This window comes from Paenibacillus sp. F411, from assembly GCF_017582705.1.
In the GTDB taxonomy this organism is placed as follows: Bacteria; Bacillota; Bacilli; order Paenibacillales; family Paenibacillaceae; genus Paenibacillus_AQ; species Paenibacillus_AQ algicola.
The window spans coordinates 79,931-92,485 of record NZ_JAGFIP010000003.1 but is presented as its reverse complement, the minus strand read 5'-3'; the positions used below and the strand labels follow the sequence as shown (position 1 = coordinate 92,485).

The 12,555-nt window shown below is 52.6% G+C and carries 12 protein-coding genes and 1 other RNA gene; all 13 read left to right on the top strand.

All coding sequences use genetic code 11. The features are described 5' to 3' along the window. Positions 1 to 6 precede the first annotated feature (6 nt). The 13 genes from ybeY (at position 7) to rnpB (ending at position 12,443) form a co-directional block, all read left to right on the top strand. Entirely contained in the window at positions 7 to 507 is a 501-nt protein-coding gene (gene ybeY / locus JJQ72_RS04580; RefSeq protein WP_208202921.1) for an rRNA maturation RNase YbeY, read from the top strand. Next, entirely contained in the window at positions 504 to 881 is a 378-nt protein-coding gene (locus JJQ72_RS04575; protein WP_138225248.1) for a diacylglycerol kinase, read from the top strand. The genes ybeY and JJQ72_RS04575 overlap by 4 nt, the downstream gene beginning before the upstream one ends. Positions 882 to 953: 72 nt before the next feature. Then, the gene (gene era, locus JJQ72_RS04570) at positions 954 to 1,856 is read left to right on the top strand and encodes a GTPase Era (RefSeq protein WP_138225249.1); all 903 of its coding nucleotides are present in this window, start codon (positions 954 to 956) and stop codon (positions 1,854 to 1,856) included. 139 nt (positions 1,857 to 1,995) lie between these two features. Further along, a complete protein-coding gene (locus JJQ72_RS04565) occupies positions 1,996 to 2,136 on the top strand; it encodes a YqzL family protein (RefSeq protein WP_138225250.1) in 141 nt (46 codons plus the stop codon). Positions 2,137 to 2,172: 36 nt separating this feature from the next. Further along, positions 2,173 to 2,928 (top strand): DNA repair protein RecO, encoded by a 756-nt coding sequence (recO, locus tag JJQ72_RS04560; protein WP_138225251.1) that lies wholly within the window; start codon positions 2,173 to 2,175, stop codon positions 2,926 to 2,928. A 324-nt stretch (positions 2,929 to 3,252) separates the two neighbouring features. Continuing rightward, complete coding sequence (glyQ, locus tag JJQ72_RS04555) at positions 3,253 to 4,140, top strand: glycine--tRNA ligase subunit alpha (protein ID WP_138225252.1); 888 nt, start codon at positions 3,253 to 3,255, stop codon at positions 4,138 to 4,140. Further along, positions 4,133 to 6,208: a glycine--tRNA ligase subunit beta gene (glyS, locus tag JJQ72_RS04550; RefSeq protein WP_208202920.1), complete on the top strand. Its 2,076-nt coding sequence runs from the start codon at positions 4,133 to 4,135 to the stop codon at positions 6,206 to 6,208. Before glyQ ends, glyS begins: the two co-directional genes overlap by 8 nt. Positions 6,209 to 6,413: 205 nt before the next feature. Beyond that, entirely contained in the window at positions 6,414 to 6,881 is a 468-nt protein-coding gene (locus JJQ72_RS04545) for a YaiI/YqxD family protein (protein ID WP_208202919.1), read from the top strand. A 48-nt stretch (positions 6,882 to 6,929) separates the two neighbouring features. Next, the gene (gene dnaG, locus JJQ72_RS04540; protein ID WP_138225255.1) at positions 6,930 to 8,753 is read left to right on the top strand and encodes a DNA primase; all 1,824 of its coding nucleotides are present in this window, start codon (positions 6,930 to 6,932) and stop codon (positions 8,751 to 8,753) included. A gap of 42 nt (positions 8,754 to 8,795) precedes the next feature. After that, complete coding sequence (rpoD, locus tag JJQ72_RS04535; RefSeq protein WP_138225256.1) at positions 8,796 to 9,926, top strand: RNA polymerase sigma factor RpoD; 1,131 nt, start codon at positions 8,796 to 8,798, stop codon at positions 9,924 to 9,926. A gap of 172 nt (positions 9,927 to 10,098) precedes the next feature. After that, positions 10,099 to 10,857, top strand: a complete 759-nt coding sequence (locus tag JJQ72_RS04530) for a tRNA (adenine(22)-N(1))-methyltransferase (protein ID WP_208202918.1) — start codon at positions 10,099 to 10,101, stop codon at positions 10,855 to 10,857. Then, positions 10,833 to 11,948, top strand: a complete 1,116-nt coding sequence (locus JJQ72_RS04525) for a Nif3-like dinuclear metal center hexameric protein (RefSeq protein ID WP_208202917.1) — start codon at positions 10,833 to 10,835, stop codon at positions 11,946 to 11,948. Before JJQ72_RS04530 ends, JJQ72_RS04525 begins: the two co-directional genes overlap by 25 nt. Before the next feature lie 92 nt (positions 11,949 to 12,040). After that, positions 12,041 to 12,443: RNase P RNA component class A (rnpB, locus tag JJQ72_RS04520), an RNA gene on the top strand. The last annotated feature ends 112 nt before the right edge of the window (positions 12,444 to 12,555 follow it).

Sequence of the window (12,555 nt, the reverse complement as noted above, 5' to 3'; positions counted from 1 at the left end):
CAGAGAATGAGCTTGCAGCTGGTTTGGAATAATGAGCAGGATGAGTTTGACATCCATGATGAGCTGATTGCGCTGCTAGAGAGCATTTTGGAGCAGGCGGGGCTGTCTGAGGGCGTGAGTGATGGGGAGGTTGATCTGACCTTTGTAGACAATGAGCAGATCCATGCGCTGAACAAGGAATACCGCGGCATTGACCGTCCTACTGACGTATTGTCCTTCGCCATGCACGAGGAAACCGATGAGGAGCTGCATATCATCTACGAGCTGGATGAAGAGAACGAGCAGCAGATGATTCCTGATTCGCTCGGCGATATTATCATCTCTGTCACCCAGGCCAAGCTGCAGAGCGAAGAATACGGCCACTCGCTGGAGCGCGAGCTCGGATTCCTGTTCGTGCACGGATTTCTTCATCTGCTGGGCTATGACCATCAGGATGAGGCCAGTGAGGCGGAAATGATGTCGAAGCAGGAGGCCGTGCTGGAGAAGGTCGGCCTGGCGCGGCAGTGAAGCCGGCGAGGTATTCCCTGAAAGCCAGCTTTCGCTATGCATTGGAGGGTATTCTTCAAACCATCAGAACAGAGACCCATATGAAAATCCATTTGGCCGCCGCAGCGATTGTATTTCTTGCTGCGGCCTTGCTGAATGTAGGGACCGTGCAGTGGCTGTTTCTGGTGCTGGCAGTGAGCCTGGTCATGGCCGCCGAGCTGTTAAATACTGCGGTGGAAGCTGTGGTGGATCTGGTCTCTCCAGAGGCACATCCTTTGGCGAAGCGGGCCAAGGATGCAGCGGCGGGTGCGGTGCTGGTCACGGCAGGCTTCGCCGTGGTGACAGGCTGCATCATTTTCTATATTCCTGTCACAGACTGGCTCTCATCCTGGTAATGATGGAGTCGGCGGCGGACCGGGCTTTGCGCGGATGACCTGAACAACAATGTTTTTTTACTGGAGGAAGTTATGAATAAAAGTCAGTTTAAATCCGGCTTCGTGGCCATAATCGGCAGGCCCAATGTGGGGAAATCGACCTTGATGAACCAGGTTATTGGGCAGAAAATTGCCATTATGTCCGACAAGCCGCAGACGACCCGGAACAAGATTCACGGGGTATACACAACCAACAGCTCTCAGATTGTCTTTCTGGACACGCCGGGTATTCACAAGCGTCAGTCCAAGCTGGGTGATTTCATGAACCAGACGGCGCTGGGTACGCTGGGAGAGGTAGAGGCGGTTCTGTTTCTGATTGATGCCTCAGAGGGCTTTGGCGGCGGTGACCGGTTTATCGCCGAGCAGCTGAAGAAGGTAAAGACGCCTGTCATTCTGGTTATGAACAAGATCGACAAGATTGAGCCGGAGGCGCTTTTGCCGCTTATTGAGGAGTATCGCAAGCTGCATGATTTTGCCGAGATTATTCCGATCTCCGCCATGCAGGGCAACAATGTGAACACGCTGCTGGATCAGCTTCAGAAATATCTTCCGCCGGGACCGCAGTATTATCCTGAGGATCAGATAACCGACCATCCGGAGCAGTTCGTCTGTGCCGAGCTGATTCGCGAGAAAATTCTGCATATGACAAGGGAAGAGGTTCCGCACTCTATTGCGGTGACAATCGAAGATATGAAGGTAGAGAGCAATGGGACCGTTCACATCTCGGCAGTCATTTTTGTGGAGAGGGATTCGCAGAAGGGGATTATTATCGGTAAACAGGGGTCGCTGCTGAAGGAAGTCGGCAAGCAGGCCCGTCAGGACATTCAAAAGCTGCTCGGCTCAAAGATATTCCTGGAGCTGTGGGTTAAGGTTAAAAAAGATTGGCGCAACCAGGATCGGGTGCTCCGGGATCTCGGATTTCACCGCGGACAATAATGATGCGTTCATCTCCTCTGCCGAAGCCTCACTCATCATAGAGCAGCCTGCCAACAACTGTTAATCATAAAACGATGTCCAGCGCACATCCTAACCTCGTAGATGGGAGACGTCATTTCCGAGGAAAGGATGAATACGAATGCGAGATTTTTCGTGGAAGTATTTTGCAATGACAGGAGATGTCGATGCTTATCTGTTGTATAAGGAGACCGGCATACCGGAAGAGCCGGAGGACGCTCTTTCAGGTGAAGAGGCAGATGGGCTTGAGGAGCATGAATAATTTCTGGCTGCGTCAGGAATGGTTAGGTGATCAGGCATGCTACACAGGGCGGAAGGCATCGTCATCCGCAGCATGGATTACGGCGAGGGGAACAAAATTATTACGCTTTGCACCGAAGTCGCGGGTAAGGTAGGGGTTTTAGTCCGCGGCGCAAAAAAAGTGAAGAGCCGCCATGCTGCCTTGACCCAGCTTTTTACGTACGGTGAATATGTATATTTTCGAAATGGTACAGGCCTTGCGACCTTGAACGCCGGGGAGCTGATTGAGTCCCATCACAAGCTGCGTGCCGATCTCATCAAGGCAGCATACTCCTCCTACGCCTGCGAGCTGCTTGACCGGGTGCTGCAGGATGATGAGACCGGGGCGTTCTGGTTCCATCAGCTGAAGGCCTGCTTGTCGGCGCTGGAGGAGGATAAGGATCCACAGGTCATATTGAATCTGTATGAGATGAAAATACTGCAGGCCGCAGGATACGGCCCCGAGCTCTCGGTGTGCATATCCTGCGGGAACGAAAGAAAGGACGAGGATTTGCTGCTCAGTCCTACTCTTGGCGGAGTCATCTGCCGCTATTGCAAGCATTTGGATCCTCCCGCCATGCCGATTGCGCCAAGAACGCTCCGAGTGCTTCGCCTGTTTGCGCAGCTGGATCTTCGCAGGCTGGGCAGCATAGACATCAAGGAGGAGACTAAGGCTGAGCTCAAAGAGGCCATGCGCGCGTTTATGGATATTCAGCTGGGGCTCAAATTGAAATCCAGAGGCTTTCTGGACCAGATGGACAAATATGATATTTGACGAAATCATTAAAATTGGTTATCATATGTTATATTTTAGTTTCACACAATAGTGTATGCGTTGATCGGAAAAGTAGTGGATCACGATCCTCTTAGCGAGCCGGTGGCAGTGAAAGTCCGGCAGAATCGTCTTCATGAAATGGCATTCCGGGAGCATCTTGAAGGGATAAAGTGGGTTCCTCATGCAGGAACCAAGTAGGGTGGAACCGCGGGAAGCTGATGCTCTCGTCCCTATGTCTGTACAACAGACGTAGGGCGGGAGCTTTTTGTTGTGCAGAGGCTAGAAATGAGTGAGACGTATCCAATGAGACAAGGAGTGTGGAGAATGAATTTTCAGCAAATGATTTTGACGCTGCAGCAATTTTGGGCAGAGCAGAACTGCATTATCGTACAGCCGTATGACACGGAAAAGGGTGCAGGGACGATGAATCCCATGACATACCTGCGCTCAATCGGACCCGAGCCCTGGAATGTTGCCTATGTAGAGCCTTCACGCCGCCCGGCCGATGGCCGCTATGGCGAGAATCCGAACCGGCTGTATCAGCATCACCAGTTTCAGGTTATTATCAAGCCGTCTCCGGACAATATTCAAGAGCTGTACCTGGAGAGCCTGGAGCGGCTGGGCATCAATCCGCTGGACCACGACATCCGCTTTGTTGAAGACAACTGGGAAGCCCCAACTCTGGGAGCCTGGGGACTGGGCTGGGAAGTATGGCTGGATGGTATGGAAATTACGCAGTTTACCTATTTCCAGCAGGTAGGCGGCATTGATGCCAATCCGGTAGCGGTCGAGATTACATATGGCCTGGAGCGCCTTGCCTCTTATATTCAGGACAAAGAGAATGTATTCGAGCTGGAATGGGTTCATGGCATTACGTATGGCGATGTCTTCCATCAGCCGGAATTCGAGCATTCCAAATATACTTTTGAAGTGTCTGACGTAAAAATGCTGTTCACTCTCTTTAACATGTATGAGGAAGAGGCCAACAAGGCGATGAGTCAGCAGCTCGTATTTCCTGCATATGACTATGTGCTGAAATGCTCCCATACGTTCAATCTGCTGGATGCACGCGGGGCGATCAGTGTGACGGAGCGTACCGGATATATTATGCGAGTCCGTAACTTGGCCCGTCAGGTGGCGGCTACGTATCTCGAGGAGCGCGAGAAGCTCGGGTTCCCGTTAATCAAGAAAGGAGGGGCTGACCATGCCTAGAAATATTCTGTTTGAAATTGGGCTTGAAGAGGTGCCTGCCCGCTTCCTGCGCAGTGCTATGGACCAACTGAAGGACAAGACGCAGAAATGGCTGGAGGCTTCCCGCATCGGCTTCACTGAAGTCACCGCCTATGCCACACCAAGGCGTCTTGCTGTGATTATTCACGAGGCACAGGACCGTCAGAGCGATATGAGCGAGGAGGTCAAAGGTCCTTCCAAGAAGATCGCCCTGGATGATCAGGGAGCGTGGAGCAAGGCAGCACTCGGCTTCGCCCGCAGCCAAGGCGTGGATCCGGACAGCTTCACATTCAAAGAGCTTGGCGGTGTGGAATACATTTACGTAACCAAGAACAGCATCGGTGTGGAGACGGCGGAGCTGCTGCCAGAGGGCCTGCTCGGCATTCTAACCTCCATGACCTTCCCCAAAAATATGAAGTGGGGCACGCATGAATTCAAGTTTGTCCGTCCTATCAAATGGATGGCTGCCCTGTACGGCTCGGACATCATCGAGCTTGAAATAACCGGAGTGAAGGCAGGAAATACGACCCGCGGTCATCGTTTCCTTGGGAAAGAAGCGGTCATCAGCGAGGCATCACAATATATCGACGTCCTTCGGGCGGAGCATGTCATTGTCGATGTAGAAGAGCGCAAGCAGATGATTACCGAGCAAATTGAGGCACTGGCGGACGAAAAGGGCTGGAACATTGCTGTGAAGGAGGATTTGCTGGAGGAAGTGCTGTTTCTGGTTGAAACGCCGACGGTGCTGTACGGAAGCTTTGACCCTTCCTTCCTGAACATTCCGCAGGATGTGCTGATTACCTCCATGAGAGAGCATCAGCGCTATTTCCCGGTGCTGGATCAGGAAGGCAGCCTGCTGCCTTATTTCGTCACCGTTCGCAGCGGCGACAGCCGTTCGCTGGATGTCATCGCCAAAGGGAACGAGAAGGTGCTGCGTGCACGTCTGTCCGATGCTAAGTTTTTCTACGAAGAAGATCAGAAGCTGAACATCAAGGATGCGCTCTCCAAGCTGGAAAGCATCGTCTTCCATGAGGAGCTGGGAACGATTGGTGATAAGGTCAGACGGATTCGCCGTATTGCTGATCAGCTGGCATCCAGGCTGTCCTTGACAGCAGATTCCTGCGACCAGGTCAGCCGCGCTGCTGATATTTGCAAGTTCGATCTCGTGACACAAATGGTGTATGAGTTTCCGGAGCTGCAGGGCGTGATGGGCGAGGATTATGCCCGCAAGGCCGGGGAGCAGGAGGCTGTAGCCAAAGCGGTGTTCCAGCATTATCAGCCTCGCTTTGCAGGCGATCAGGCACCGGCCAGCATGATTGGAGCTGTAGTCAGCATCGCTGACAAAATGGATACGATTGCGGGCTGCTTCTCCATCGGCATCATCCCGACAGGCTCGCAGGACCCTTACGCACTTCGCCGCCAGGCCCAAGGTATTGTGCAGATCGTGCTGGAGCACAAGCTTTCACTCTCCCTGTCGGAGGTGTTCGATATTGCGCTGGCCGTGCACGCAGAGCGTCATGATCTGAAGCGCTCCGAGAAGGAAATCCGCAAGGATCTAACGGACTTCTTCGGCCTTCGTGTCAAAAAGCTGCTGTCTGAGGATCAGCGCTATGATGTCGTGGATGCGGTCATTTCGGCAGGCTTTGATGGGGTCGTCTCCGCCGTTTCCCGCGGTCAGGCGCTGATGACAGAGGTACAGGAGAACAGCAGCTTCAAATCTACAGTGGAATCCTTCAACCGGGTCAGCAATCTGGCTGCCAAGGCAGGCAAATTTGCAGTAAATCCGGAGCTGTTCGCAGAGACCCAGGAAAGCGAGCTGTACGAGGCCTGGCAGAGCGTCAGAGAGCAGTATCTGGATGCGATCCAGCAATCCGACGGTGAAGCTGCATTGAAGCTGCTGGGCGGGCTGGAGAAGCCGATCACCGGATTTTTTGATCATGTTATGGTTATGGCAGAGGATGAGGCTGTCAAAACGAATCGTCTGGCACTGCTCTCCGGCATTGACGGCGATGTGAAGCAATTCGCAGACTTTACGAAGCTGGTCTGGTAGCCATCAGGCGATCTTGAACAGATCTTCAATAATGCGTGGCGATAAGCGGGGTCCTGCTAAAGGGGCGGCCGCTTGTCGTTATTCAGGGGAGACCATAGATTCTGGAAGAATCAGTCGGCTCTCTCGGGAAGAAGGATTTTTATCTGGCCAAGACGTATATAATATATTGCAGCATGGACGATGAATAGAGGCTTGGTGAGGACTAATGAGCATATCTGAAACCAGAAGCATCGTTGTGGACGGGGACGCCTGTCCCGTAAAGAAGGAGATCGCCGAAACCGCGCGGCAGCATGGACTTCCCGTGCTGCTGGTCTCTTCCTTTGATCATCGGCAGGAGCCGGGAGAAGGCATCACGGTCATCCAGGTAGACCGCAGTGATCAGAGTGCCGATCTTTATATTGCCAATCATATCCGCCGCGGTGATGTGGTCGTGACCCAGGATTACGGGCTTGCCGCCCTGGCATTATCTAAGTCCTGTTATGTGATCTCCTTTCGCGGGAGAGCATACAGCGATCAGGATATTGATTTCCTGCTGGATACGCGGTATCAGAAGGCAAAAGCGAGAAAATCCGGACACTATGGCAAGGGGCCTCGCAGGCTGACCGAAGAGGATCGAAAAATTTTTCAACATAAACTGACAAAACTTTTAAAGGCATTGCAGGAGAATGTATAAGCACAGCGAATATTATTTACGTGCTAAAAGAGATGAAGGTGATTGCAAATGGTTACCGGACAGGGCGGTATTCCGGATGATGTAATTGAGTCGGTACTGGCCAGGAATGATATTGTCGATACGGTAAGCAAATATGTGCAGTTGTCCAAGCAAGGGAAATACATGAAGGGCTTATGTCCCTTTCATTCGGAGAAGACGCCATCCTTTACCGTGACGCCGGATCGGCAGATTTTTTACTGCTATGGCTGCGGAAAGGGCGGTAATTCCATTAAGTTCAGAATGGAGATAGAAGGCTATTCCTTTCCGGAAGCCGTTCGGATTATGGCGGAGGAAAGCGATATTGCACTGCCGGAGGGGCAGGGCTCTCCATCACATGCGGTACCTGTAAATCCGGAGAAGGAAAGGCTGTATGAGGCGTACGAGCTGTGCTCGAAGCTGTATCATTTTTTGCTCAAGAATACACAGCACGGTCAAGAAGCCATGGCATACCTTCGGTCCCGGGGCTTCAACGACAAGCTGATTGACCAATTCGGACTCGGCTTTGCACCTGACCGCTGGGATACACTGGTTCAGTTTCTGGGGAAACGGGAATTTGACCTGCTGGAAATGGAGAAGGGCGGACTGCTCTCTGCCCGTCAGGACCGTGACGGCTATGTAGACAAGTTCCGCAACCGGATTATGTTTCCGATTCATGACCGCAACGGACGGGTGATTGCTTTTGCGGGGCGGATCCTTGGAGAGGGTCAGCCGAAGTACCTGAACTCTCCCGAGAGCCTGCTGTTTAACAAGAGCCGTACGCTGTACAATTTACATCAGGCCAAGACGTCTGTCCGCAAGCAGCGTCAGATTATTCTGTGCGAGGGATATGGAGATGTCATCTCGACCTGGGAAGCGGGGTTTCAGAACGTCGTCGCTACAATGGGCACTTCCCTGACAGAGCAGCAGATTTCGGTGATGAAATCGATGGCTGAAGAAGTCATTGTTTCGTATGACGGAGACCGGGCAGGACTCAATGCGGCGATGAAGGTGCTGCCTATGCTGGAGAACGCCGGGCTGAAGGTCAGGATTGCTCTGCTGGGTGATGGACTGGACCCGGATGATTATTACCGGAAGTACGGCGGGGATCGTTACCGCCATGTGCTGGAGAACGCAGCGGCCTCCACGAAATTCAAGCTTATATATCTGAAAAAAAACCATATACTGCTAGAAGAACAGGGCAAAATCGCTTATACCCGTGAAGCGCTCCCGGTCATTGCGGAGCTCAGCTCCTCAACAGAGAGGGAGGTATATTTGCGGGAATTGGCTACCGAGCTTCAGCTGTCTTATGAAAGCTTGAAGCAGGATTGCAATTTGCTGCGCCAATCCATGCAAAAAATGAACGAGCATGGGGATAATCCGGACAAAAGGTGGAATAATGGTAGGCATAAAAAAGGGCAGATCGCCGCACCGGCGCTGCTGCCAGCCTATCATGCCGCGGAACGGAGGCTGCTCTCCTTAATGCTGCAGGATGAGGAAGCGGCCAGGTATGTGGGCGAGCATCTCGGCGAAGCTTTTAACATTGAAGATCATGCGGCGATTGCTGCTTATCTATATGCTTATTACGCGCAGAACAAGCCGCCGGATCCCAGCCGGTTTATGTCTTCACTTCATGACGACCGATTAGAGAAAACGGTAAGCTCGATTTCGATGATGGAAAATCCGCAGGAGTGGAATGTTCAGGTGCTGGATGACTGCATCCGCGAGGTTCTCAAATATCCGAAGCAGAAACAGATCGCCGAGAAGAAAGAAGAAATGATGAAAGCGGAACGGTCCGGTGATTTTTTGCGAGCCGCCCAAATAGCAAGTGAGATTATTGCCCTAGAGAGACAGTGACGGCTATGCTTGATTGTTTCTAGGGAGGAGGGAGTCGAAAGAATGGCGAAGGATCAGCATACTGAACTAGAAACGGAATTTACGCTGGATCAAGTCAAGGACCAATTGATTGAACAGGGTAAAAAGAGATCCGTACTTAGCTATAAAGATATTATGGAGAAGCTGTCTCCATTTGATCAGGACCCGGAACAGATGGAGGAATTCTACGAGCAGCTCGGCGACCTGGGGATTGAAGTGGTTAATGAAAATGACGATGACCGGGAGCGCCGCCAGTCTGATGACGCGGAAGATAACCATACTGAGGATTTCGGGTTTGACGAGGATCTGTCGCTGCCACCTGGCATCAAAATCAACGATCCCGTGCGGATGTACCTCAAGGAGATCGGCCGGGTACCGCTGCTATCCGCAGATGATGAGGTGGAGCTGGCGAAGCGCATTAATCAAGGAGACGAGGAAGCCAAGCGCCGTCTGGCCGAAGCTAACCTTCGCCTCGTAGTCAGTATCGCCAAGCGGTATGTAGGACGTGGCATGCTGTTCCTGGATCTGATTCAGGAGGGCAATATGGGCTTGATTAAAGCCGTTGAGAAATTCGATTACGAAAAAGGCTTTAAATTCAGTACGTACGCAACCTGGTGGATTCGTCAGGCGATTACCCGGGCGATTGCCGACCAGGCTCGTACCATTCGTATTCCTGTTCATATGGTGGAAACGATTAATAAGCTGATTCGTGTCTCGAGACAGCTGCTGCAGGAGCTGGGCCGTGAGCCGTCTCCGGAGGAGATTGCGGCTGAGATGGAATTGAGCGTCGAGAAGGTTCGGGAGATTATGAAAATCGCGCAGGAGCCGGTGTCTTTGGAAACGCCGATTGGTGAAGAGGACGATTCCCATCTGGGAGACTTCATCGAGGATCAGGAAGCGCTGGCACCAGCCGACGCGGCGGCTTATGAGCTATTAAAGGAGCAGCTGGAGGATGTCTTAGATACGTTGACCGAGCGGGAAGAGAACGTGCTGCGTCTTCGCTTCGGGCTGGATGACGGCCGTACCCGGACGCTGGAGGAAGTGGGCAAGGTGTTTGGCGTTACGCGGGAGCGCATTCGTCAGATTGAAGCGAAGGCACTGCGCAAGCTTCGTCATCCCAGCCGCAGTAAGCGTCTGAAGGATTTTCTCGAGTAACGCTGTTCTTTGAGGCCTTCTGCATTGTTGCAGCAGGTCTTTTTTTCATCCTGGGGTGAGTTGTCTGAGAAGTTTTTTCTTGCTTCTTTTGGAATTAATTCCTTGATTTACTTGAATTAATTTTAGCTCTTTTCATGGATGATTGCAAACCATATTGCAAAGGGAGTCCACGATGAAACTTTCAAATCGTTTACAAGCTATACTGAACCGGATTCCGCCAGGCTCCAGAATGGCCGATATCGGTTCGGATCATGCGCTGCTGCCATCGGCAGCCGTTCAGGCAGGTGTGTGCCTCTCCGCTATTGCGGGCGAGGTTAATCAGGGTCCCTATGAGGCGGCTCAAAGACAGGTGCGTCAGGAAGGCCTTGCCGGCTCCATATCTGTTCGAAAAGGAGACGGGCTTCAGGTTCTTGAGCCTGGCGAAGCCGATGTCATCACGATTGCAGGTATGGGCGGAAGCCTGATTGCGGCCATTCTGAACAACGGCCGGGATAAGCTGACGGGTGTCAGCCGTCTCGTGCTGCAGCCGAACGTGGGTGAGGATATTTTGCGAAAATGGCTTCTGGCACATGGCTGGGTACTGGTGGATGAGTGTATTCTTGAAGAAGATGGGAAAATCTACGAAGTGCTGACGGCTGTACCTGAGGAAGGATCAGAGTCCTCTAACGGGATGCTGTATCAGGAATATACGCTGGACTGCGGCATTCTCTTGTCAGCCGATTGGCTGCTGCGCTTCGGGCCTATTTTGATCAAGCAACCAACCTCGGTGTTTGCTGAGAAATGGAGCTCGGAGCTGCGCAAGACAGAAGGGGTGCTGGCGATGGTGGAGCAGTCTCAGTTACCTACAGCCGAGGTCAAGGCTAAGGAGCTGAAGGACCATATTCACATGATCAAGGAGGTGCTGTCATGCTTGCGAAAGGACAAACCGTAATTCAGCATATGGAGCAGCTGGCTCCGAAATCTGCAGCCGAGCCCGATGACCGGATTGGGCTGCAGCTGGGAAGTCTAAATAAGGAAATCTCTCATGTTCTCATCGCTCTGGATGTGACAGAAGAAGTGGTGGATGAGGCTGTGGCAGCGGGTGTAGATCTGATCATTGCGCATCATGCCATCATTTACAGACCGTTGAAGGGCTTGCAGACAGATACCCCTATGGGGCGGATCTACGAAAAGCTGATCAAGCATGATATTGCCGTGTACATCAGCCACACGAATCTGGACATTACCGAAGGCGGGATGAACGACTGGATGGCCGAGGCGCTCGGTATCCAAAATCCGGTCAGTATTCATGAGGTGCATACGGAAACGCTGTACAAGCTGGTAACCTTTGTCCCCAAGAGCCATCATCAGGAGGTGCTGGATGCTGTCCTGAACGCCGGCGCCGGTCATCTTGGTGAGTACAGCCACTGCAGCTTCAATACAGAGGGCTTTGGTACCTTTATGCCTTTAGCCGACAGCTCTCCGTTCATCGGAGCTCCGGGAAAGCTGGAGCGGGTCGACGAGGTCAGAGTGGAGACCATTGTTCCTGACGGAATCCATAAAAAAGTGGTTCAGGCCTTGCTAAAGCACCACCCATACGAGGAGGTTGCTTATGATCTGTACCCGCTGGAGCTGAAGGGCCGCACATTAGGCCTTGGCCGTACCGGAAAGCTGCGGCAGGAAATGACCCTGGAGGATTTTGCCGAGGTGGTGAAGCAGCAGTTAGACGTTCCTCATGTCAGAGTTGTGGGGAAACCGGGCAGGGTGATCCGGAAGGCGGCTGTAATTGGCGGGTCCGGCGGCAAGTTTATGCATGCGGCGATGTTCAAGGGCGCCGATGTGCTCGTCACCGGCGATGTGGACTACCATACAGCCCTGGACGCGCTCGCGGCCGGTCTGTGCCTCATTGACCCCGGACATAATGCAGAGAAGATTATGAAGGAGAAGGTCGCCCTCTGGCTGAGTGAGAAGCTGAAGCAGCAGGGCGCCGCCACGAAGGTAACTGCGTCCAGGATCAATACCGAGCCGTTCCGCTTCATGTAATCTGGATATGGCGTTTGACTCCCGCAAACATTGGGAGATTTTAAGGGTTGTAACCCTCACATCCAGGCTGTATACTATGTAGTGTTGTCCGAAAAGTTTGACAGACAATCGCTGGCGGTGAGAACCGCGAGAGGAAAGTCCGGGCTCCACAGGGCAGGGTGCTGGATAACGTCCAGTCAGCGCGAGCTGAAGGATAGTGCCACAGAAATGGACCGCCGATGGCCGCGTCAGCGGCACAGGCAAGGATGGAACCGAGGTGTAAGAGACCCCGAGGAATGCTGGTGACTTCATTCCTGGTAAACCCCACCTGGAGCAAGACCTAATGGAGCGCAGCCTTCTTCGAGAAGGCAGCCTTAGCCCGAGGCGCGTTCAGGTTGGTCGCTGGAGCCGTTCAGTAATGACCGGCCTAGATAGATGATTGTCGCTTATGGTGGCAGGGTAGTTCCCGTTATGACCACGAAGAGCACAGAACCCGGCTTACGGCAAACTTTTCTAACTGCAACGGCCTGATTGATGTATGTACGAAGCGCTTGATCCTTGCATGGAGGATCAAGCGCTTTTTCGTGCTGGTAAAGGACAGGTGTCCATACCCTTTTGTCCTGCGTGC

What these genes read in the sequence shown, in the direction of transcription:
- glyQ (WP_138225252.1), top strand. Translation starts at nt 3,253, where the DNA reads ATGAATTTTCAGCAAATGATTTTGACGCTGCAGCAATTTTGGGCAGAG.
- JJQ72_RS04565 (WP_138225250.1), top strand. Translation starts at nt 1,996, where the DNA reads ATGCGAGATTTTTCGTGGAAGTATTTTGCAATGACAGGAGATGTCGAT.
- JJQ72_RS04545 (WP_208202919.1), top strand. Translation starts at nt 6,414, where the DNA reads ATGAGCATATCTGAAACCAGAAGCATCGTTGTGGACGGGGACGCCTGT.
- rpoD (WP_138225256.1), top strand. Translation starts at nt 8,796, where the DNA reads ATGGCGAAGGATCAGCATACTGAACTAGAAACGGAATTTACGCTGGAT.
- dnaG (WP_138225255.1), top strand. Translation starts at nt 6,930, where the DNA reads ATGGTTACCGGACAGGGCGGTATTCCGGATGATGTAATTGAGTCGGTA.
- JJQ72_RS04530 (WP_208202918.1), top strand. Translation starts at nt 10,099, where the DNA reads ATGAAACTTTCAAATCGTTTACAAGCTATACTGAACCGGATTCCGCCA.
- ybeY (WP_208202921.1), top strand. Translation starts at nt 7, where the DNA reads ATGAGCTTGCAGCTGGTTTGGAATAATGAGCAGGATGAGTTTGACATC.
- era (WP_138225249.1), top strand. Translation starts at nt 954, where the DNA reads ATGAATAAAAGTCAGTTTAAATCCGGCTTCGTGGCCATAATCGGCAGG.
- recO (WP_138225251.1), top strand. Translation starts at nt 2,173, where the DNA reads ATGCTACACAGGGCGGAAGGCATCGTCATCCGCAGCATGGATTACGGC.
- glyS (WP_208202920.1), top strand. Translation starts at nt 4,133, where the DNA reads ATGCCTAGAAATATTCTGTTTGAAATTGGGCTTGAAGAGGTGCCTGCC.
- JJQ72_RS04525 (WP_208202917.1), top strand. Translation starts at nt 10,833, where the DNA reads ATGCTTGCGAAAGGACAAACCGTAATTCAGCATATGGAGCAGCTGGCT.